This window comes from Bacillus sp. NH11B (genome assembly GCF_001884205.1).
GTDB lineage: Bacteria > Bacillota > Bacilli > Bacillales > Bacillaceae_G > Bacillus_A > Bacillus_A proteolyticus.
The window spans coordinates 43,790-64,911 of sequence record NZ_MAOG01000110.1; the positions used below are offsets into that span (position 1 = coordinate 43,790).

19 protein-coding genes and 1 pseudogene are annotated in these 21,122 nt (G+C 35.6%); 15 read left to right on the forward strand and 5 right to left on the reverse strand.

What is annotated here, in order from left to right; translation table 11 throughout:
- Positions 1-24 precede the first annotated feature (24 nt).
- Positions 25-1,674, reverse strand: coding sequence for a DUF2334 domain-containing protein (locus tag BAU27_RS20710; RefSeq protein ID WP_071771785.1), 1,650 nt, complete (start codon positions 1,672-1,674; stop codon positions 25-27).
- Between the two features lie 245 nt (positions 1,675-1,919).
- On the opposite strand from BAU27_RS20710, the gene BAU27_RS20715 reads away from it, so the two are divergent.
- A complete protein-coding gene (locus tag BAU27_RS20715) occupies positions 1,920-2,453 on the forward strand; it encodes a transglycosylase SLT domain-containing protein (RefSeq protein ID WP_071771786.1) in 534 nt (177 codons plus the stop codon).
- An 11-nt stretch (positions 2,454-2,464) separates the two neighbouring features.
- Here BAU27_RS20715 and BAU27_RS20720 read toward each other — a convergent pair whose 3' ends face one another.
- On the reverse strand, positions 2,465-3,259 hold the full coding sequence (locus BAU27_RS20720) for a DUF4931 domain-containing protein (protein ID WP_071771787.1): 795 nt from the start codon (positions 3,257-3,259) through the stop codon (positions 2,465-2,467).
- A 135-nt stretch (positions 3,260-3,394) separates the two neighbouring features.
- On the reverse strand, positions 3,395-3,523 hold the full coding sequence (locus tag BAU27_RS20725) for a spore coat protein B (RefSeq protein WP_071744517.1): 129 nt from the start codon (positions 3,521-3,523) through the stop codon (positions 3,395-3,397).
- A 420-nt stretch (positions 3,524-3,943) separates the two neighbouring features.
- On the opposite strand from BAU27_RS20725, the gene BAU27_RS33240 reads away from it, so the two are divergent.
- The 7 genes from BAU27_RS33240 to BAU27_RS20755 all read left to right on the forward strand — a co-directional run bounded on the left by BAU27_RS33240 (position 3,944) and on the right by BAU27_RS20755 (position 11,523).
- The gene (locus BAU27_RS33240; protein WP_079999070.1) at positions 3,944-4,078 is read left to right on the forward strand and encodes an RAxF-45 family protein; all 135 of its coding nucleotides are present in this window, start codon (positions 3,944-3,946) and stop codon (positions 4,076-4,078) included.
- A 124-nt stretch (positions 4,079-4,202) separates the two neighbouring features.
- The gene (gene abc-f / locus BAU27_RS20730) at positions 4,203-6,083 is read left to right on the forward strand and encodes a ribosomal protection-like ABC-F family protein (protein ID WP_071771788.1); all 1,881 of its coding nucleotides are present in this window, start codon (positions 4,203-4,205) and stop codon (positions 6,081-6,083) included.
- A gap of 153 nt (positions 6,084-6,236) precedes the next feature.
- Positions 6,237-7,430 (forward strand): sensor histidine kinase, encoded by a 1,194-nt coding sequence (locus tag BAU27_RS20735; RefSeq protein WP_071771789.1) that lies wholly within the window; start codon positions 6,237-6,239, stop codon positions 7,428-7,430.
- Positions 7,427-8,083, forward strand: a complete 657-nt coding sequence (locus tag BAU27_RS20740; RefSeq protein ID WP_071744520.1) for a response regulator — start codon at positions 7,427-7,429, stop codon at positions 8,081-8,083. Before BAU27_RS20735 ends, BAU27_RS20740 begins: the two co-directional genes overlap by 4 nt.
- A 138-nt stretch (positions 8,084-8,221) precedes the next feature.
- Positions 8,222-9,154 carry an ABC transporter ATP-binding protein gene (locus tag BAU27_RS20745; protein ID WP_071744521.1) on the forward strand — a complete coding sequence of 311 codons (933 nt, stop codon included), beginning with the start codon at positions 8,222-8,224 and terminating at the stop codon, positions 9,152-9,154.
- Between the two features lie 15 nt (positions 9,155-9,169).
- A complete protein-coding gene (locus tag BAU27_RS20750; RefSeq protein ID WP_071771790.1) occupies positions 9,170-10,366 on the forward strand; it encodes an ABC transporter permease in 1,197 nt (398 codons plus the stop codon).
- An 11-nt stretch (positions 10,367-10,377) separates the two neighbouring features.
- Positions 10,378-11,523, forward strand: coding sequence for an ABC transporter permease (locus BAU27_RS20755; RefSeq protein WP_071771791.1), 1,146 nt, complete (start codon positions 10,378-10,380; stop codon positions 11,521-11,523).
- A 15-nt stretch (positions 11,524-11,538) separates the two neighbouring features.
- Here the strand turns inward: BAU27_RS20755 and BAU27_RS20760 are convergent, their stop codons facing one another.
- Entirely contained in the window at positions 11,539-11,736 is a 198-nt protein-coding gene (locus BAU27_RS20760) for a hypothetical protein (protein ID WP_002115459.1), read from the reverse strand.
- A gap of 235 nt (positions 11,737-11,971) precedes the next feature.
- On the opposite strand from BAU27_RS20760, the pseudogene BAU27_RS20765 reads away from it, so the two are divergent.
- The 6 genes and pseudogenes from BAU27_RS20765 to BAU27_RS20790 all read left to right on the forward strand — a co-directional run bounded on the left by BAU27_RS20765 (position 11,972) and on the right by BAU27_RS20790 (position 19,591).
- Positions 11,972-13,675, forward strand: a pseudogene (locus BAU27_RS20765) (ABC transporter substrate-binding protein).
- 239 nt (positions 13,676-13,914) lie between these two features.
- Positions 13,915-15,642, forward strand: a complete 1,728-nt coding sequence (locus BAU27_RS20770) for an ABC transporter substrate-binding protein (protein WP_071744524.1) — start codon at positions 13,915-13,917, stop codon at positions 15,640-15,642.
- Positions 15,643-15,745: 103 nt separating this feature from the next.
- Positions 15,746-16,702 (forward strand): ABC transporter permease, encoded by a 957-nt coding sequence (locus tag BAU27_RS20775; RefSeq protein ID WP_071744525.1) that lies wholly within the window; start codon positions 15,746-15,748, stop codon positions 16,700-16,702.
- A 12-nt stretch (positions 16,703-16,714) separates the two neighbouring features.
- Positions 16,715-17,638 (forward strand): oligopeptide ABC transporter permease, encoded by a 924-nt coding sequence (gene opp4C, locus BAU27_RS20780; protein ID WP_071744526.1) that lies wholly within the window; start codon positions 16,715-16,717, stop codon positions 17,636-17,638.
- Between the two features lie 10 nt (positions 17,639-17,648).
- Entirely contained in the window at positions 17,649-18,629 is a 981-nt protein-coding gene (locus BAU27_RS20785) for an ABC transporter ATP-binding protein (RefSeq protein WP_071771792.1), read from the forward strand.
- Positions 18,626-19,591 (forward strand): ABC transporter ATP-binding protein, encoded by a 966-nt coding sequence (locus BAU27_RS20790; RefSeq protein WP_071744528.1) that lies wholly within the window; start codon positions 18,626-18,628, stop codon positions 19,589-19,591. The genes BAU27_RS20785 and BAU27_RS20790 overlap by 4 nt, the downstream gene beginning before the upstream one ends.
- A gap of 37 nt (positions 19,592-19,628) precedes the next feature.
- Here BAU27_RS20790 and BAU27_RS20795 read toward each other — a convergent pair whose 3' ends face one another.
- Positions 19,629-20,501 (reverse strand): Cof-type HAD-IIB family hydrolase, encoded by an 873-nt coding sequence (locus BAU27_RS20795; RefSeq protein WP_071771793.1) that lies wholly within the window; start codon positions 20,499-20,501, stop codon positions 19,629-19,631.
- Positions 20,502-20,966: 465 nt separating this feature from the next.
- Here BAU27_RS20795 and BAU27_RS20800 point away from each other — a divergent pair, with 465 nt between their 5' ends.
- On the forward strand, positions 20,967-21,086 hold the full coding sequence (locus tag BAU27_RS20800) for a DUF3948 family protein (protein ID WP_002009865.1): 120 nt from the start codon (positions 20,967-20,969) through the stop codon (positions 21,084-21,086).
- Positions 21,087-21,122: the final 36 nt, after the last annotated feature.

A 21,122-nucleotide genomic window follows, 5' to 3' on the forward strand; every position in this document is an offset into this window, starting at 1 on the left:
CCAAGCATCTCGCTTGGTGTTTTTTTATGACTCTAATTTTTTCGCACGTCTTAATAATAAAAGAAAGACAATTATAATGAACCCAATTATAAGGAAGAACCCATATTGTTTTATATAATTAATTATGTCATTCGCACTTGTTGGTTTTTCAACGTGAATGCCGTCTTTATTAGTAGTAATATGAATATCTTTCATTTTTACTTCATTCGTTTCTTTTTGTAAATCAATCCACTCTATGTTTGGAATGCTTTCTAGTTCTTTTAATACTTCTTTTAATGGTTGAACACCTAAGTAAGGGTGATAGAATGCGCCGATAATTCCATCAGATAGTTTAGTGATAGATAAAGCACGTTCTTTCATTTTGGCAATATCTTGTGGCTGGCCTTCTTCGATAAATCCAACCGTTTCAGGTATTAATTTCATCCCATGTAAAAACGATGGTGTACTCGTATAAGCTGGTGAATGCATAGATTTCCAAGTTGTATCGTTTAGTTGTAGTTGTCCTACATAAGTAGAGAAATATTGAGAAAGTATTTCATATCCTTTTTGAGACATTGTATAGTGCGGAGCCTCAAAGGCAACTGGATATAATTTCGCTCCTACAAGCTCTGTAATCCCTTTTTCAATATGATCTTTAGTATATTTTTCTTCGAAGGCTTTTCCGTTCTCTACGTATTTATTATAGTCTTCTGTAGACTGAAAATCTTCTTTTGTCTTTGATTTTTCATGGTTTGGTTGGCGAATTGGTTGATCTGTTTTTACATCCCAAAATTCAAAACCTTCGCCAGTTTCACTATCATAAAACTGATGGGTGTAGCCATGCATAACGATTGAACCACCGTTATCTTGCATAAAGCGTAAAACATCGACTAATTCAGAGTTATCCTTTAAATGTACTGTTTTTCCTGTGTCGGGATCTTTGTAAACAGGGATAACAGTAATCATATAAGGAAGGTTTTTCTCTTTTAGTAATTCAGCAATTTCTTTTAATTGCTTTACATTTACAGCTGGATGAACGTCTTCAAGACGTAAATAAGCTGAAGTTTTATTTGTCATCGGCTTTTGTTCAAAGTAAGAAAATAGCATTTCACCGACGTAATGAGACATCCAATCGAAAAGGTTTGGAGTTGCAACATAATATGATATTCCTTGCTGAACAATTAATGGATGGGCTCCATCGGCACTCAAGGCGTAAGCAAGAGTTGTTCCTTTTGCTTCAATTTTCTTCATTAAGCGTTCTTCTTGTAATTCATTTTTTAATTTGTGTGTCGGATATTCTATAGTATGAGTTCGTATATCAGTTTCATCCGAGGTAATGAAAGAAAAACGATTAGATAATTGCTCAACATTTTGACCTAAAACTAATACTGGACCTGAGAAGCTTTCTAGAAATTGTTTTACTTCAGTAGAAAGAACTTCTTTTTGCTCTTCGATATAAACGATATGTGTATAAGAAGATGAGTTACTAATTTCATGTATCTCTTTTAAACTTTTTACTGTTATATCTTTTGTAAAGTGCCCTAACTGAGTATTAAGGATTTGTACATTGTTTGTAATTTTGTTGTCTTCTGTACTATACAAAAAAAGTACTTTTGGCTTGGATGATGTTTGCGCAGATGTGTGTATAGGAATGAGTAGTAAAATGCTAAAAAAGAGTAGTAGGGCTTTTTTCATTTATATATGCTCCTAGTCTATATAGAATTCAATTTACAATTATATACAAGAAATAAGTTATAGTCCATGTTAGTTACATTTTTGCATATATTTACCAATTATTTTTCGCGAAATCGGTCTAAAGCATGATGATAATATGTATAGTAATTTGCTATGATGGAAGAGTAAGAGAATGATAGAATGTAGGTAATTGTAAAGGGAAGGCTGAAAGGGGACAAATTTCAGCGGAGAAAGAGGTAGAGGTAGTGAAGAAATTCTTTGTAGGATTTTTAGTTGTTCTTGGAGTGTATTTATATTTCCAAGAGAAGTCTGAAGGAATGGATAAGCTAATAAATGAGACAAGCTATGTTGATTCAGAGGAAGCAAAACAGATGAAACAAATTATTATAGAGGAAGCAAAGAAAGTAAACCTTCCAGAATGGATACCTCTGACAATTGCCGAACATGAAAGTAGGTTAAATCCAAGAAGTGTTGGAGATAACGGAACTTCATTCGGATTGTTTCAATTGCACCGCGGTGGTGGGCTTGCACCGGATAATTTAACTGATGAAGAGTTGAAAGATCCGCGTACAAATGCGAAAATTGCAATGCCGCACTTACTGAAAGGATATAAGCGTGGGGTGCAAAAGGGTCTGACTGATTTTGCATTACTGAAATATATAGCAAATACATCTGGATGGCCAGGGAATCTAGGGCCAGAGTGGACGGATAACAATATGAAGTATAACGTTGGATTAGAAGATGTATATTATCGGAATAAAGGCGTAATAAAAGAGTAGGTTTTCGACACCTACTCTGTTTTTTTATGAATAATTTTGTCTTCTTGTTTCATGAAATACTGCGCTAGTTGTATTTTCACCTCTTCTAGTTTTGTAGAAACTTGTGGTATTTTATACCCTACATACAATGGTGAAACGACAAACCTAGGAACAACTTTACAAATGATTTTTCCATTTAGGTGATAGAAGAATAAGTTATAGCTACTACATCCTTTATGGAAATCTGTCAGTATGTAACGTACAGTTTGCTGAATATAATTTGCCATTTCATCTATAAATGCAATATCTTCAATGACTATGTTAAATTCAGTAAAGCCAATAATAGGACGCTCTGAAATATTGAGTTCAATACGTTCGTTTTTTTGTACAATTACTCCTTGGAAATTTTCCTTTTCTACATTTTCGAGATAGTCTACATATTTCATTCCGATAATTTGCATGTGTGCATGGTGCAAACTGCCACCTGAAAATGGACCATGATTTTTATATAAAATCACAGATGCAAATTCTTCGTTATTCTGTAAGTTTAACCAATGGTAAATAGAGAAACGAATTAGTTTTCTCATATGTTCTTCTGTATATGTTCCGATATGAACTTCACAATTATCTGTTTCGATTAGCACTGTTTGAAAGGTATCTTTTAATGTAGGAAATTTATTTTTCAGCCAAATAATAGAGCCCTCAGCTGCTAAAATATCCGTTAAATTTTCTCTGTCACAAAAAGGACATGCAGCGCTTCTGTTCCGAATGCTTTCTGGTTTTTGTTTACCGATATCGTTTAAAAAATATAGTTGTTGAGTATCCATTTGTATATAGGCCCCTTTAAAATATGTGTAAAAATCCCGCTTAATACATTCGGGGAAAGGAGGAGGAAATCCTTTAAAGGGAATAGGGAAAAATAAAAGACAAGATATCCTCATTACAATAGGGTACCTTGTCTTTTATTTTTTCTTCAATAGTGTGTATGGATAATATAGAGCATTTGCATTTTTTTTCTTTTTTCTATTTTTTATTGTGTATAAGGCAATTGCCGTACTTGCGATCATAATAATGGCTTTCTTCATATTCATGTACCCCTTTTTATTGTTGGTTTAATTCTTGGCTAACTGCTTTTGCGTCGACTAAAGCGTGTAAAATCATTTTCACCATGTTTATCATATTCCTTCACTCCTTTTTATAGTTCGTTTAGTTCTTTTACAACTGCTTGTCCGTTCACTAATACCTCAAAGATTGCTTTTACGATTTCTTTCATCATGATTGTTTTCCTCCTTGTTTTTGTCTCTCTTGTTTATAACTTTATTGTATAGGGAGGCATCTTTTCGTACTATCGCTTTCCATTACGTGAACATAACAGTTTTGTAAGATTTGATGTCACTTATTGAAATGTTTAGTCTATCTTCATTATTTTCAGAAAAATGACTATTCAAACATGAAATGGGAAAGTATAATAAAGAAGTAGTATTAAATTCCGTACGAAAGGGGTGAATGAGATGAAACGTTCTTTAGCTGCGCGTGCCAAATTTTTAGATTATATCTATTTTTGTCGTGCGATTTTTCATGATGTAGTTGTTAACGGGATACGTATGCCCTTTTTTAACAATTGCATAGTAGCTATTGAACGATAGAAGTCTCTTCACCCATTTTTGATAAACGTGTGAAAAGGGAGCTATTTGGCTTCCTTTTTCTATGCCAAAAACCATGGGGAATGTTTCTTTCCCATGGTTTTTTATATTGAAAGGAGTACGGAAAATGACAATTTGTAGTGTAAATAATATAACGAAATCTTTTGGTGGAAACATCATATTTGAAAATATATCGCTTGAAATAAAGAATGGTGAACGTATTGGTTTAGTTGGTCGTAACGGTAGCGGGAAGACAACTATCTTGCAGCTTCTAACAGGAATGGAGAGTTTGGACGAAGGAGCCATTCATATGAAGAAAGGTACACGTATTGGTCATGTGGCGCAAATTCCAAAATTTGATGAGGATATGACTGTATATGATGTATTGAGCTCCGCTTTTAAAGAAGAAAAGGAATTAGAAAGAGAAATGCATGCTTTAGAAAAGAATATGGCGGAAGAACAGGAAGCATCTGCTTTACAAAAATTGATGGAGAGGTACGGAGTAATTCAAGAAAGGTACGCGTTTCTCGGTGGGTACGAAATAGAAGCGAATATTATGAAGGTAGCAAATGGTCTACAGGTGACGGAACTATTTCCCCGATCATTTATGGAGTTAAGTGGTGGAGAACAAACAAAAGTAAGTCTTGCGTATATGCTATTGCAGAAACCAGATTTACTTTTATTAGATGAACCAACAAATCATCTAGATTTATTTGCAGTGGAATGGTTAGAGCAATTTCTAAAAGAATATACAGGAACAGTTATGATCATTTCACATGATCGCTATTTCCTTGATGAAGTTGTAACGAAAATTTTTGATTTAGAAGATGGAGAAATTCACGTATATCATACGAACTATTCCCAGTTTGTTGAGGAAAAGGAAGAAAGGCTGCTTCAAGAATTTCAAGCGTATCAAGAACAGCAAAAGAAAATAAAGAAAATGAAAGAAGCAATTAAGCGTCTACGTGAATGGGCAAATCAGGCGAATCCGCCGAATGAAGGATTGCATAAGAGAGCGAGAAATATGGAACGCGCATTAGAGCGTATAGAGAAACTAAAGAGACCCATTTTGGATAGAAAACAGATGGGACTTCAGTTTGAAGGGCAAGAGAGAAGCGGAAAAGATGTTGTTGTAATGAAAGAAGTGAGTAAAGGATTTGCTGAACGATCTTTATTCGAGAAAGTAAATTTGCATATTCGTTTTCAGGAGCGCTCAGCTATCGTCGGACGTAATGGTACAGGAAAGACTACGTTATTAAAATTACTATTAGAAGAAATGAAGCAAGATGCTGGAGAAATTCGGATTGGTAGTAGTGTGAAAATCGGTTATTTATCGCAACATGCGTACGGGAATATGAAGAACAATGTATTGGAAGCTTTCAGAGATTGTGTAGCTGTAACAGAGGGAGAGGCAAGACATATATTAGCTCGCTTTTTATTTTATGGTCCAGCTGTTTTTAAGAAAGTAACGCAACTGAGTGGCGGAGAAAAAATGAGGTTAAGGCTCGCGCAACTTATGTATCAAGATGTTAACTTTCTTATTTTAGATGAACCGACGAATCATCTTGATATTGAATCAAGGGAGGTTTTAGAGGAAGCCCTTGAACAATATAACGGGACGATTTTAGCTGTTTCACATGATCGTTATTTCTTAAATAAATTGTTTGAAAAGACATATTGGATTGATGAGCACAAATTATTTGAGTTTGCGGGGAACTATGCATGGGCTCGTCAAAAGTGGGAAGAAAGAATTGAGAAACAAGTAGCAAAACAGAAGCAGCAAGGGAATAAAGTGTTAAAAGTAATACCTATAAAAAAGAAGGAGTCTAGGAATTTAGAGGAAGTTGAAAACGAGTTAATGCATATAGAAGAAGATATATATGCACTCGAATGTAAAATGGAATATGTAGTTGATGTTGAAATGCTTGAACAATTGTATGAAGAAAAAACGAAAAAAGAGTTTTTGCGAGCGGAGTTATATAATGAGTTAGAGAATATTGTAGAGTAAAGAAAATAGAATGAAAAAGAGCGAGTTGTTTTCCCAGATTTTGAGGGAGGGCTTGCTCTTTTTTGTATAACGAAGGGGTAAAAATTGGTATAATTTTCTTGTTAGTATGATGAGGAAATGAGCTTTATGCTACGGAAACGTGAGGGGAATTTTATGTTAGGATACGCGCGGATTGCTACAATCGTTATGATTTGTTTAGTTTACGCAAATCATGTTTCACGTGAAACAGCGAATTTACAATTTTTTGTCGGTATTGCACTTTTCATTTATATTGTGAATCATATTTTACTTGTAAAAGCAAAAGAGAGTAGGAAAATCATTTTTTATACCTTGCTCACAAACGGTATTGTCACAGCATTATTAGGGTTTTTATTTCCCGAGACATGTTTGTATTTAATTATATTTGGAATTGATGCGGTAGGATTATTTATTCATGATTGGCGTAAAAGGATGACTTATTTTTTTATCGCTTTTTTCTTTCTTTGTTGGTTTATAAATATACTACATACGTATCAACATACAGGGAGCCTGGAATTGGAGAGTAATGCAATTAACTTTATGTTCATCGTTTTCAGTGCTTTAGCTGGAAACTTAATAAAAAAACTTACAGCTGCTCGGCAAATGGTAGATGAGCAATATGGGGAATTAGCATCATCTCATACAGCTTTAAAAGAAGCTCATGAACAATTACGGTTATATGCTAAAGAGGTGGAAGAATTGACTGCTGTTCGGGAGCGGAATGATATTGCCCGAGAAATTCATGATACAGTCGGTCACAATATGACTGCCTTACTTGTTCAATTACAACTAGCGGAGGCTTTATGGAAACAAAAATCGGACGCTACAGAAGAGGTATTACATACATGTCATGGGTTAGCTAGAAAATCACTTCAAGAAGTGAGAGCTTCTGTGCATGCCTTAAAAGAGGAAAGTAAACTAGGGAACATAATAGAGAATATGCGTGAAATGTTACATGAATATTCTAAAGCGACGAAAGTACAAATATCTTTTCAATTGCAAGGGGATCCGGTTGAGATTCCGTTGTCACTACAGCCTACGCTGCTTCGTATTATGCAAGAGTCTTTAACGAATGCAAAACGTCACGGGAAAGCTAGCTTGTGTGAAGTAAGTTTAGTTTGTTCAATGGAACAAGTTAAGTTATGTATTTCGGATAATGGTATGGGAGTCAATGAAGTAAGTCCTGGGTTTGGGTTACTTAATATGAAAGAACGTGTAGAGGAGCATGGTGGAATCATTCAATTTGAGAGTGAAATAGAAAAAGGTTTTCGCTTAAAAATCGAATTCCCACTGCGAGAAAAAACATGGATAATAGGGGGAGCGTTATGATTCGAATTATGATTGTTGATGATCAATCACTGATTCGTGATGGATTGGCAATGATATTAAATTTGCGTCCGGAACTTGAAGTGGTGGGGACGGCTAGTGATGGGGATGAAGTTGTACAAAAGGTGAAACAATTACAGCCTGAAATTATTTTGATGGATATTCGGATGCCTCGTATGAATGGTGTTGAAGGAACTCGTTTAGTTAGAGAAAAGTTTCCTCATATAAAGGTTCTTATGTTAACGACTTTTAGTGATAGTGAGCTTATTTTTGAAGCATTAGAGCAAGGGGCAAGCGGATATTTATTGAAGGATATGGAGACGGATGCAATCGTTCAAGCTATTTTAACGGTACACGGTGGAGGTGCTGTGCTTCCTCAAGATATAACAGCGCAAATTGTAAAAGAATTAAAAAAGACAAAAGTAGCAGTAGAGTGCCCCACACCAGAACAACTAGAACAATTAACTGAGCGTGAAGTAGATGTTTTAAAGGAAATTGGGCGCGGTTTAAATAATAAAGAGATTGCTGAAAAGTTATTCATTACAGAGGGAACTGTAAAGAATCACGTTTCTAATTTAATTAGTAAGCTAGAACTGAGAGATCGAACACAAGCAGCAATATACGCAGTAAGATACGGTGTTACGACATACACATGACTTTTGGCATATACAAGTGTGAAAAGGCAGCAGAATTTGCTGCTTTTTTATTTTGTATTTCTATCTTAAGGGTGATGGAGAGAAGAAGAAATTTTTCTACAATGAAAGTGTAGATGAATGCAAAGGGGCTGAATCAATATGTTAGTCATAGATCATATTACGAAATCATTTGGTAAGAAGGAAATCGTAAAGAATGTTTCTTTTGAAGTGAAAAAAGGTGAAACATTTGGATTGCTTGGCCCAAATGGGGCAGGAAAATCAACGACGATATCAATGATTTGCGGATTAATTCCATACGATAGTGGTGATATAAAAGTTGGTGGGAAATCGGTAAAAGAGTATCCATTAGAAGCGAAAAAGAAAATTGGTATTGTTCCGCAAGACATTGCGCTGTATCCGACACTTTCAGCAAAGGAAAATTTGGTTTTTTGGGGAAAGATGTACGGTTTAAATGGAAAAGTTGCAAAAGAGCGAGCGGAGGAAGTGTTAGGTTACGTCGGTTTACAGGATCGGGGAAAAGATAAAATTGAAACATTTTCAGGTGGAATGAAAAGGCGTATTAATATTGGTGCAGCACTTATGCACGAACCAGAGTTATTAATTATGGATGAACCGACAGTCGGGATTGATCCGCAATCGAGAAATCATATTTTAGAGACTGTTAAAAAATTAAATGAAAAAGGCATGACGGTCATTTATACGAGTCATTACATGGAAGAAGTTGAGTATTTATGTGAGCGAATTGCCATCGTTGATCACGGAAAGGTAATTGCACTAGGAACGAAAAGAGAGTTATGTAATCGTCTGACAGATGGATTTATAGTGAAATTGCAATTAAATCGCTATAGTACGGAACTGCTACAAAAGTTGAAAGCACTACCTGTTGTTGAGCGTATTATTTTTGACGAAGATAATAGCACGATTGACATTGGATTAAATGGTGGCGAGGCAATTGGTACAGTTGTTTCAGTAGTTGTTGAGAACAACGCGCAAATTTTAAAGCTGGAAGTACAAGAACCGAATTTAGAGGCACTATTTTTACAATTAACAGGACGTTCACTGCGTGATTAAGGAGGTTAGTGCGAAATGAAAAGTTTCATTATTGCATGGAAAGATTTAAAAATCCGTTTAATCGACCGCCGCGGATTTATGATGATGTTAATTATGCCGCTTTTATTAACAGCGATTTTAGGTTCAGCGTTAAGTAATGTATTTGATAGTGGTGGATTACCGAAAACAATAATTGGCTATTATCAAGGGGGAACGGATGAGTTTGCAGATGTCTTTCAAAAAGATGTATTGCAATCTAAAGAAATAAAAGATGATGTGAAAGTAAAGGTAGTTAATTCTCAGGAAGAGCTTGAAGATATGTTAAAGGAAAAGAAAATCGATGTAGGAATTATCATCCCAAATAAATGGAGCGAACAAATACAAGATGGAAAATTAAAAGAACCAAAGGTGCTTATAGACCCATCAAAAGATATACAAGCGAAAATTGCCGAATCAATGATCCGCTCTTTTTCAGAACGTGTTCAAACAGTCGCAGTATCTACTAAAAGTGTTGTAACAGAATTAGTAAAATCCCAGCAGGGTGATGTGGCACAAGTTGCAAAAGAGGTAAGTGGAAATCTACAGACGGTAGCAACTGCAAGTGCGAATCATATCGAAAAAGGAACAGTTGGTAAAAAAACAGTTGCAGCGATGCAATATTATGCAGCAGCGATGTTAGTCATGTTTTTACTATATAACATAACAGTAGGTGCGAAGTCAGTTGTAACAGAGCAACGAACCGAAACGTTGGCGCGGTTGTTCAGTACACCGACGAGTTCATTTTCGATTTTATTCGGGAAATTTTTAGGTACATTACTATTTGCCTGTATACAATTTGGAATGTTTATAGTTGCTACACACTTTATGTTTCATGTGGAATGGGGCGAAGACGTGTCTCAAATAGTAGTGTTGGGGGTTTCGTATGCAATTTGTGTTTCTGGTTTATCCATGCTAATTGCAGCCTTTATTCGTGAGGAAAAAACGGCAGATTTAATGGGGGGAATCGGCATTCAAATATTAGCTATATTAGGTGGATCAATGTTACCGATTTACGTATTTCCCGATACGCTTCAAACAGTTGCGAATATTGTTCCAAATAAATGGGCACTTACAAGCTTCTTAAATATTATGTCGGGAACATCTTGGGATGTGCTACTCCCTATTATTTTAAGTTTATGTAGTGCAGGAATTATCTCCGTTATGATTGGAACGTTACGTTTACGTACGAGATAGGAGGGGAAATGATGAAAAAGGTTTGGGCACTTTGTTGGCTAGAATTAAAACAAATCTTAATTAAGCCACAAAGCTATATACTCATGTTTGGAATGCCTATTATTTTTACACTTATTTTCGGTGGACTTTTAGGTGGAAGTGGGAATGAGAAAGTAAATATTAGTTTAGTGGATAAAGATGGTTCTGTATTATCTAGCAAGTATTATGAGGAAATAAAGAAAAGTGATTTAATTTCTATAGAGAAGGTAACATATGAGGAAGGGAAACAGAGGATCGAAAACAAGAAATCATCTGGTATAATCATCGTTCCAAAAGATTTTCAAAAGAGTATGCTAGATGGAAAAATAGAAAATATTCAATTTCAAGCCAGTGCTGATTTTACGGGTGGAACTTCCGTAGGGCAAGTATTAGCAAGTGCATTAAAAAAGATGGAGATAGAAGTTAGTGCGGCAAGAGATTTTGAGAAGAAAAGTAACACTTCGTGGGAAACGATGTATGAAACAATTTATACAAAAGTAAATCCTGTTTCGATTCAAAAAGAATCGATTTTACATGATGATCAAAAGTTAAATAACGTTACAGGTCGAGCTGCAGGTTTTTCAATTCTATTCGTCATGATTGTCATGTTAAGTGCGACGGGAACTATTTTGAAAGCTAGACAACTTGGTGTTTGGTCTCGTTTATTAGGGACACCAGTTTCAAAAGTTCAAATACTAGCAGGTTATATCCTTTCCTTCTTTTTAATAGGGTGGATTCAATTTGGTGTTTTAATGATATTAACGCATTCATTATTTGATGTGCAGTGGGGAAATTTATTAGGGGTTATTACACTCGTTTCAGTATTGTTATTAGCCGTCATTGGTCTAGCTTTATTATTGGCAAGTATCGTAAAAACAACAGAACAGCAGTCCGCACTAGGTAATATCGTTGTAATTTCAACATGTATGATTAGTGGTCTTTATTGGCCGGTTGAAATTGAACCAGCTTGGATGCAAACAGCGGCAAATTTTGTTCCGCAAACTTGGGCGATGCGTGGCTTTACGGAGTTAATTGTAAGGGGAGGCACATTAGCAGATATAGGAGGATATATTGGTATACTCATTTTATTTGCAGGAGTATTTTTCGTAATTGGTTTAACAAGAATACGTTACGACTGAAAAAAGAAAGCAGAGTTACAGCTTTACTCGCTGAACTCTGCTTTCTTTTTGTGTGGTATCTTCCCTCGTTGAAATTATAATAGCGATCCCGAGCATAATAAAAAAAGCTAAAAAGAGGACGAACTTTGGGAAGAACGGGAATAGTAATAACGCCCCGACTATTATGATTGTTAATAGCACATAGTGCAGGACATATTGGAATAGGTTGTCCATATTTTCGCCCCCTTTTTGGTAGTTGATTGTTATTATTCTATGCGTGGCTATTAGGTAATAGAAGGTGTTTTTTGTTTTTTTGAGAGAAAACAATTGGTAAGGATTGACATACCTATTGAAAAGGAATAATCTTGAAATCAATTCATACTATTTTTATAGGTAAAATAAAGATAGTTACAGAAAGGAGCGTTATGTTCCCTCTTAATTAAAAAACAGGAAAGTAAGGGTGAGAATTATGCGAAAGGCTTTGAAAGGGTTACTTGCTACATTCCTTAGTACATCGGTTTTATTAGCAGGATGCGCTCAAGACGAGAAAAGTACAAATGAAGCAGCAAAGATGCCGAAAGTAAAAGATGAGTTTATTAAGGCGAGTGACAAAGCAAAAAGTCCAGCAAAGGCAAAAGAAAGAAAAGATACTTTTGTAATTGGAATACCGAGCCCTGGCGGGATATTCCTTCCGCATTTTATGTAGAATGGGTGGGATGGTAATATAACGCAAGCTATATTTGCGCCTCTTGTTGGATTGGATAAGGAAGGAAAACCAATTCCCATTTTGGCGAAGCAGTGGGATATTTCGGAGGATCAGCTTACATATACGTTCCACTTGAAAGATGATTTGAAGTTTAGTGATGGTGCGCCGTTAACTGCAGATGATGTAGCATTTACATTAACGTTACTACATGACCCGGCATATAGCGGAGCAACGGATATAAGTCAAACCGCAATAAAGGGTGGGCAAGCATATAAAGAAGGAAAGGCAACAGTTATTGAAGGCATTCAAGTAGTTAATCCGAAAACAATTACGATTACAATTGAAAAGGTAAATGCCCAAACATTGTCGTTAATTGGTGGAGAAGTGATTTCAAAAGCTTATTACGGTAAAGAGTATAAGCGAGGGAATTTAGAGTACTTAAAAGAGTTATACGGAAAACCGATGGGAGCAGGAGCGTATAAACTAGATAAATATATTCCAGGTCAAGAAGTTCGTTTTGTAGCAAATGAAAATTATTTTGAAGGTAAACCGAAGATTGGGCACTTTATTTATAAAATTACAAAAGGTGATACGAATTTGCAACAATTTCAAGCGGGAGAAGTAGATTATGATGGTTTCACGACAAGTGCGGAAACGATTGAGCAATTAAAAGAGCTAGGTTTCGCTAATATTAATGTGTATATAGGAAGTTCTTACGGCTATATTAAAATGAATTATAAGAAGCCCTACTTTAAAGATAAACGTGTACGCCAAGCGTTTATTTACGGATTAGAGCGCCAAAAAGTAATTGATACGTATTTCCAAGGTTATGCTTCACTCGTCAATGTACCAATTACACCAGTCTCTTGGGCGTATACAGAAGAAGGGATCAATAAATACGAATATAATTTAGAAAAAGCAAAGAAATTACTTGATGAAGCAGGGTGGAAAGCTGGGGCAGATGGTATTCGGGAAAAAGATGGCCAGAAATTGAAGGTAAGTTATTTTGCTTCTTCTGCAAGTAAAATCAACGATGTGATGATCCCCGTTATGAAAGAGGATTATAAAAAGATTGGGGTAGATTTCAATCCTGAATACATGGACTTTAATACGATGATTTCCAAGGTAATTAAAGGAGATTATGATTTAGCGATGGTCTCCACACCGATGATTGATGATCCGAGCGGAACAATTGAGGAGTTTGTTTCGACAAGTAAGCGTAATTATGATGGATATTATAATCCGAAGGTAGATGAATTAGCTAAGCAGGCACTAGAAACATTGGATACTGAAAAACGAAAAGAAATCTATAAAAAATTATATCAAGAGTTAAGTGAGGATCCACCTGTTATCTTCTTAAACAATAGTAAAGTCGTGTCTGCACATAATGCACGAATTCAAGGATTACAAGAAGATAACTATAATGGTATTTTGTTAAGTTTACCTAAATTGAATATTGCTCAATAATTTTTGGAGAATTCTCGAAATATTTATATAGAAATAATTGACAAAATATACTGAAAGATATAAGCTAATAACCATAAAGTCTACCGGAAAGGTCGGAATAAGATTGTTACCCCTCAAAAACATCTTTTTTTACGTTCAAAACCGACTTTTCCGATTGGCTATAAATGTTGCTGTGGGAGGCATACATAAGGCAAGCAGTTCATAAAGTGTAATTATTAAAAAAAGTTAGGGTGGGGACAATGAAGAAAAAGACAAAAAAATGGGCTGGTGTATTTTCAGTATTATTGAGTAGTTCGTTTGTGTTATCTGCTTGCGGGGGACAGGAAGATACGGCTTCTACAGAACCAGTTAAACAGCAAGATTTAAAAAATATAAAAATCGAAAAGATTGCTGCTACAGATAAGACGAAAGTACCCGATAAAGCAAAAAATCGAAAAGACACGTTAGTTGTTGGGATTAGTAAACCGGGTGGTGTCTTTTTACCATACTTCCAGCAAAATGGTTGGGATGGAAATGTAACCTCTGTCATTTTTGCGTCGCTTGTATCGACAGATAAACAAGGAAAGCCAACTCCAGAATTAGCTGAGAAGTGGGATGTTTCTTCTGATCAGTTAACATATACATTCCATTTACGTAAAGATTTAAAATTTAGTGATGGTTCGCCATTAACAGCGGATGATGTAGCGTTCACATTGACGCTTTTACATGATAAGGCATATGAAGGAGAAATAGACATCTCTCAATATGCTGTTAAAGGTGGTAAAGAATATAAAGAAGGAAAAGCAACTTCTATTGAAGGAATTCAAGTTGTTGATCCACAGACAATTAAAATTACGACTGAAAAAGTTAATTCGCAGACACTAACTGCTTTAGGTGGACCGGTGTTATCAAAAGCGTATTATGGAAAAGACTATAAACAAAATACAAGTTTAGATTATTTAAAAGAGTTATATGGAAAACCGATAGCTGCGGGGCCATATAAATTTGAAAAGTATATTCCAGGTCAAGAAGTTCGTTTTGTAGCAAACGAAAATTATTATGCAGGTAAGCCGAAAATTCCAAACTTCATTTATAAAATTACTGCTGGTGATACAAAACTCCAATTGTTCCAAACAGGCGAAGTTGACTATACTGGCCTAGGTACTGGTGATGAAATTCTTGAACAGGCGAAAGGTTTACAATTCGCGAACATTCAAATCGAAACAGCTGCATCATTTAACTATATTTATATGAATAATAATAAGCCGTACTTAAAAGATAAAAAGGTTCGCCAAGCACTTATTTACGGGTTAGATCGTAAAAAATATGTTGATACAGCATTGAAAGGATACGGTACGGTAGCTAATGTACCAATTCATCCAACTTCTTGGGCTTATACAGAAGAAGGAGTTAATAAATATGAATACGACAAAGAAAAAGCGAAAAAATTATTAGATGAAGCAGGATGGAAAGTTGGTTCGGATGGAGTTCGTGAAAAAGATGGTCAAAAATTAAAGCTTTCTTATTTCGGCCCAAGTTCGGCTAAAGATAGTGATTTATTAATTCCAATTGCAAAAGAGAATTATAAAGAGATAGGTGTAGAATTTAATCCTGAATTTATGGACTTTAATACTATGCTTTCGAAGGTAAATAAAGGTGATTATGATTTAGCTTCTGTTGCTACACCGATTACAACTGATCCGAGTGAAACTGCAGGTGAATATTTATCTGGTGTTAATAAGGAGAGTCTTGGTTATAAAAATGCAAAAGTTGATGAGTTAATTAAAAAAGGTATTGAGACCGTTGATATTGAGAAACGTAAACCTATTTACAAAGAATTGTATAAAGAATTAAGTGATGACCCACCAGTAATTCTATTAAACTACCGTAGAACAATTACAGGATACAACGGGAATATAAAAGGAATTGACCCTGAAAAATACAATAGTATTAGTTCAAACTTACCAGTATTATCTATTGAAAAATAACGATAAGAATGTATAAGTAGAAGACATTTTTTCATTCGGCAAGTAGTGTGCCGTTTTGAAAAAATGTTCTTCTATTTTAAGCATAAGATTGGAGAGAAAAAGGGTGAAAACATATATCATTCGTAGGGTGTTACAAATGATTCCTACACTGTTGGGTACGTCAGTTATTATCTTTTTTTTGTTCGCGCTTCTTCCAGGTGACTATATTGATTCAAATCCAAAGATTACACCGCAAAGAGCTGAGGAGCTTAGAGAGCTATATGGTTTAAATAAACCAATTGTTGAGCGTTACTTTCATTGGTTAGGTAATGCATTGCAGGGTGACTTTGGTTTTTCACTTCAATATCAAGAACCTGTAACATCATTATTAAATAAATTCATATGGAATTCGTTTATTGTTGCGATCATTGCATTGTTCTTTATTTGGCTAATTGCACTTATTATCGGTGTGTTTTCAGCGACAAAGCAACATTCTTTATTCGATAAGCTTGTAACAATTGGTGTATTTGCAGCGATGTCATTCCCTTCATTCTTTATCGGTTTGTTTTTAATTAAAGTGTTTGCGGTTGACTTTAAGCTATTACCGATAGGCGGGATGATTGATGTTGGAAGTAATTCGACGGGGCTTGCTTACGTAATAGAAGTTGCAAAGCATATGGTTTTACCCGTGTTTATTTTGACTCTTCTTGGAGTTGGCTCATTAACTCGTTATTTTAGAACGAGTATGTTAGAAGTTGTACGGCAAGATTACATTCGAACGGCTAGAGCAAAAGGTTTAAAGGAAAAGACTGTTATTTATAAACATGCACTAAAAAATGCAATTTTGCCGGCTATTACATTGCTTGCATTTGAATTACCAGGATTGTTTTCAGGAGCAATTATTATAGAACAAATTTTCAATTGGCCGGGTATCGGTAATATTCAATTAGAAGCACTTAATTTTCGTGATTATACGGTATTAATGGCATTTACGATGTTTCTTTCTTGTTTGACAATTGTTTCAAACTTTTTTGCGGATGTTGTATATGCAGTTGTTGATCCACGTATTCGGTTGAAGTAAGGGGGGAAAGAGATGGAAACTGTTACAGCAATTACAGAGAAAAAAGCAAAGAAGAAAAGACGGAATGAATCATCGCCATGGAGGCAAGCTTTTAAAAGGATAAAGAAAAATAAAATGGCACTTATAGGATTTTACGCATTAGTTTTTATGTTTTTATTTTGTTTTATCGGTCCATTCTTTTCGCCGTATGCATCAGGGAAAATACAAGTTACGCTAATTAACAAACCACCTAGTTTTTCTCATTGGCTTGGTACAGATCAATTAGGAAGGGATATTTTAACGAGGCTTATGCAAGCCGGACGGATTTCATTAACAATCGGCTTAGCTTCAATGGTGTTATCCGTTATACTAGGTGCTTTATTAGGAGCGATTGCAGGTTTTTACCGTGGCATCGTCGACAATATTATAATGCGTCTTGCTGATATTTTAATGTCGATGCCAGGATTACCATTGCTTATTATAATGGGAGCTATTTTATCAGAATGGAAAGTACCATCTGATTATCGTCTTTATGTCATTATGATCATTTTAAGTTTAGTAGGTTGGCCAGGACTTGCACGCCTCGTGCGAGGTCAAATTTTATCGCTACGAGAACAATCGTTTATGCAAGCTGCTGATGTGCTTGGGATAAACGATTACCGGAAAATAGTATATCATTTAATACCGAATGTTCTGCCGATATTAATTGTTGTATCAACATTAGGTGTTGCGGGTTCTATTTTAGGAGAGTCTGCACTAAGTTACTTAGGTCTTGGCGTTGTCCCGCCTACACCATCATGGGGAAATATGATTAGTGCAGCAAACTCATTAATCGATTTCCAAAAACGCCCGTGGTTATGGATACCGCCTGGTTTTGCAATCTTTATAACAGTTGTATCAATTAATGTACTTGGCGATGCACTTCGTGATGCATTAGATCCAAAGATGAAGCGGTAGGTGAGGAAGCATGAGTAAAGCAGTGGTAGAGCTAAAGGATTTACAAACACATTTTCAGACGGAAGAAGGTACAGTAAAGGCTGTCAATCATGTTAGCTTTTCAGTTCGAGAAGGTGAAACAGTTTGTGTAGTAGGCGAATCAGGTTGCGGGAAAAGTGTAACGGCTTTATCTATTATGGGACTTATTGCTGAATCCGGCGGTATTGTCGGTGGTGACATTCTTTATGAAGGAAAAAGTCTTTTAGGAATGAAAGAGAAAGAGCTTCGAAGTTTACGAGGTAATGACATTGCGATGATTTTCCAAGAACCGATGACATCGCTAAACCCTGTCTTCACCGTAGGCGAACAAATTGTAGAAACGTTAAGGGAGCATGAGCTACTTAGTAAAAACGAAGCATACAAAAAGGCAATTGAATTAATTCGTAAAGTTGGTATAGCTCGCGCTGATGAAATTGTCCATTCTTATCCACATGAACTAAGTGGTGGCATGTTACAACGCATTATGATTGCTGTTGCACTTAGTTGTAATCCAAAGTTATTAATTGCAGATGAACCGACAACAGCTCTTGATGTTACGATTCAAGCTCAAATATTAGATTTACTAAGACAAGTAAAAGAGGAATTTAAAACATCGATTTTATTAATTACACATGATCTAGGTGTTGTAGCGGAAATGGCCGATTATGTTGTCGTTATGTATGGTGGAAAAGTTATTGAAGAGGCACCGGTACTAGAGATCTTTCAAAATCCGAAACATCCATATACGCAAGGGCTGCTAAAATCAAAACCAGTAATGGGACAACGAACAGATAAACTTTATTCTATTCCAGGGCAAGTTCCTAATTTGGTTGGCTTAGATGAGTTTTGCTACTTTAGTGGTCGCTGTGAACATTGCATGGAAATATGCAAAAATGAAGCGCCAAATCTTAATGTGCATGGCGAAGATCATAAAGTAGCTTGTTGGTTATATGAGGAGCGTGCTGGGCAATGAGTGAACCATTATTAGAAGTGAAGAACTTAAAAACGTATTTTCCGATTAAGGGCGGCGTATTTAGTAGAACGATTGGACATGTGAAAGCGGTAGATGGGGTAAGCTTTACAATTGATAAAGGAGAAGTGTTTGGCCTAGTAGGAGAGTCTGGAAGTGGGAAGACGACGATAGGTAAAACAATTCTCCGTCTCGTTCAAAAAACAGAAGGTGAAGTGAAGTTTAAAGGTCAAGATGTTCATGCTTTATCAAAAGAGGAGCTGAGAAAGCACCGTCCTAATATGCAGCTCGTGTTCCAAGATCCATTTAGCTCATTAAATCCTAGAATGAGAATTGGAGAAGCACTTGGTGAGCCAATGTTGGCTCATGGGCTAGCGACGAAGGAAAATGTTCGTGAAAAGGTGATAGAAGTATTGGAGTTATGTGGTTTAGCTCCATATCATATTGACCGATATCCTCATGAGTTTTCTGGTGGACAACGTCAGCGTATCGTTATCGCAAGGGCTATGGTATTAGATCCAGAATTTATTGTGGCTGATGAGCCTGTTGCGGCATTAGATGTATCTATTCAAGCGCAAATCATTAATTTGTTTAGTGAATTACAGGAGAAAAAGGGATTATCCTATTTATTCATTTCACATGATTTAAGTGTAGTGGAGCATTTATGTACAAAAATTGGGATTATGTATTTAGGTACGATCGTGGAGACGGCACCGCGTGATGAGTTATTTGCGAATCCACTTCACCCGTATACAAAAGCTTTGTTATCGGCTGTACCAATACCAGATCCAACAGTGAAGCGAGAGCGAATTATACTAGAGGGTGATATTCCAAGTCCAGCGAATCCACCTTCAGGTTGTCGTTTTCATACACGTTGTCCGTTTGCGACAGATGTTTGTAAAAAAACAGTACCAGAATTTCGTAATGTTGGTGAAGAGCACTTTGTTGCTTGTCATCATGTATAAAAGAAAAGGACTCTTTCAATTTGAAAGAGTCCTTTTCTTATTTACTAGATGAAGTTTGTTTTAATACAAATTGCTCGATTGCATGAGCAACACCATGCTCATTGTTTGTTAATGTTACAACGTCACATAGTTTTTTTACATCTTCTTCGGCATTTCCCATTGCAACTGATAAGCCAGCTACTTGTAACATTGGCACATCATTAAAGTTATCGCCGATTGCAACAGTATCTTCAATTGGTATATTGAAATAAGCTGCCATTTCTTGTAGGCCGTTCCCTTTATGACCATGCTTATCCATAATTTCTGCATTAGTAGGAGCTGATGCGGTAACCGAAATGTCCGTATCTTCTTGTAAAGTTTGCAATAGCTGCGAACGATGGGCAGCATTAAATGTCAAAATAAAGAATTTAGATATTTCTAATTCTGGATTATTCACAACATCTTCTATTTTTTGGAAATCGGTAATTAAGTTAGACTTCTTTTGTTTTTCTGTAATTCTTTCAAGTTCCTCAAGTGTAACATCTAGTGTATGTTTGTTTTCCTCGAACGCCTGCATGACTTGACCTTGCCATGTATAAGGAGAATAAACCCCTTTATTTGTGTACAACTTATATGGGAAACCTTCAGATTCTAGTAATTTTGCAAGCTTGTATACTTTATCATTTTGTAAACAACGCGAGTTAATTACTTTTCCGTCCACATAAACAATTGCCCCATTGCTTGCTCCAACTGGAAGAGATAGTTTATATTCTTCCAATAATTTCAAAGCATCCTCTTTCGCGCGGCCAGAACAAATCATTACAATATGACCAGCTTCTTTTGCGGTTTGGATAGCTTGTAAGTTCTCTTTGGAGATTTCAAGATTAGATGATAGTAGTGTACCATCCATATCTAGTGCGATTAATTTCAAAATGACCACCTCTTTGTTTCCATTATACATAGTTATATTGAGGAAACATATAAACTTATCTTGGAAAGATAGTATTTTATCCCGCATTAATTGCCAGTAAAAGCCCGATTGGTGAAGGGGAATAATTAGTAGGGAATGGAACTCTCGCTAATTAAAGTTTCACTTTGTTTTGTAACAAAATAGAGATGAATAATATTATATTTCGCTTTATGACTGTAATATTACACTAGTGTTACAAGTGCGGACGTAGTGGAAAACGCATTAGAACAAGGTTTTTGAGTGTTTATTAAAAAAAACGTAAAAAAAGTGTAATAAAGTTTACGTAATTATATTGCAACGTAATAATAGTTATGTTACATTAATGTTACAAACGTTACGTAATTAATTTCAATGTAACGTTAACATAAAAAGTATGAACTAATCATTTCTTAGAAATTACATATAGATAACGTATAAAAAAGGAGAATGAATGATATGAACAACGAGCAAGTATTAAACGTAACAAAAGGTGACTTCTTAGGATCAGCAAGCGGAGCAGTAGTATTAACGGCATTAATCGTATTTCTTTCAAGCGTATTAGTATAATAGAAGTTTTGTAACAAAAAAGAGAAGGGAGAATGG

What these genes read in the sequence shown, in the direction of transcription:
- BAU27_RS20710 (WP_071771785.1), bottom strand. Translation starts at nt 1,674, where the DNA reads ATGAAAAAAGCCCTACTACTCTTTTTTAGCATTTTACTACTCATTCCT.
- BAU27_RS20720 (WP_071771787.1), bottom strand. Translation starts at nt 3,259, where the DNA reads ATGGATACTCAACAACTATATTTTTTAAACGATATCGGTAAACAAAAA.
- BAU27_RS20725 (WP_071744517.1), bottom strand. Translation starts at nt 3,523, where the DNA reads ATGAATATGAAGAAAGCCATTATTATGATCGCAAGTACGGCAATTGCC.
- BAU27_RS33240 (WP_079999070.1), top strand. Translation starts at nt 3,944, where the DNA reads ATGAAACGTTCTTTAGCTGCGCGTGCCAAATTTTTAGATTATATCTAT.
- abc-f (WP_071771788.1), top strand. Translation starts at nt 4,203, where the DNA reads ATGACAATTTGTAGTGTAAATAATATAACGAAATCTTTTGGTGGAAAC.
- BAU27_RS20735 (WP_071771789.1), top strand. Translation starts at nt 6,237, where the DNA reads ATGTTAGGATACGCGCGGATTGCTACAATCGTTATGATTTGTTTAGTT.
- BAU27_RS20740 (WP_071744520.1), top strand. Translation starts at nt 7,427, where the DNA reads ATGATTCGAATTATGATTGTTGATGATCAATCACTGATTCGTGATGGA.
- BAU27_RS20745 (WP_071744521.1), top strand. Translation starts at nt 8,222, where the DNA reads ATGTTAGTCATAGATCATATTACGAAATCATTTGGTAAGAAGGAAATC.
- BAU27_RS20750 (WP_071771790.1), top strand. Translation starts at nt 9,170, where the DNA reads ATGAAAAGTTTCATTATTGCATGGAAAGATTTAAAAATCCGTTTAATC.
- BAU27_RS20755 (WP_071771791.1), top strand. Translation starts at nt 10,378, where the DNA reads ATGAAAAAGGTTTGGGCACTTTGTTGGCTAGAATTAAAACAAATCTTA.
- BAU27_RS20760 (WP_002115459.1), bottom strand. Translation starts at nt 11,736, where the DNA reads ATGGACAACCTATTCCAATATGTCCTGCACTATGTGCTATTAACAATC.
- BAU27_RS20770 (WP_071744524.1), top strand. Translation starts at nt 13,915, where the DNA reads ATGAAGAAAAAGACAAAAAAATGGGCTGGTGTATTTTCAGTATTATTG.
- opp4C (WP_071744526.1), top strand. Translation starts at nt 16,715, where the DNA reads ATGGAAACTGTTACAGCAATTACAGAGAAAAAAGCAAAGAAGAAAAGA.
- BAU27_RS20785 (WP_071771792.1), top strand. Translation starts at nt 17,649, where the DNA reads ATGAGTAAAGCAGTGGTAGAGCTAAAGGATTTACAAACACATTTTCAG.
- BAU27_RS20790 (WP_071744528.1), top strand. Translation starts at nt 18,626, where the DNA reads ATGAGTGAACCATTATTAGAAGTGAAGAACTTAAAAACGTATTTTCCG.
- BAU27_RS20800 (WP_002009865.1), top strand. Translation starts at nt 20,967, where the DNA reads ATGAATGATATGAACAACGAGCAAGTATTAAACGTAACAAAAGGTGAC.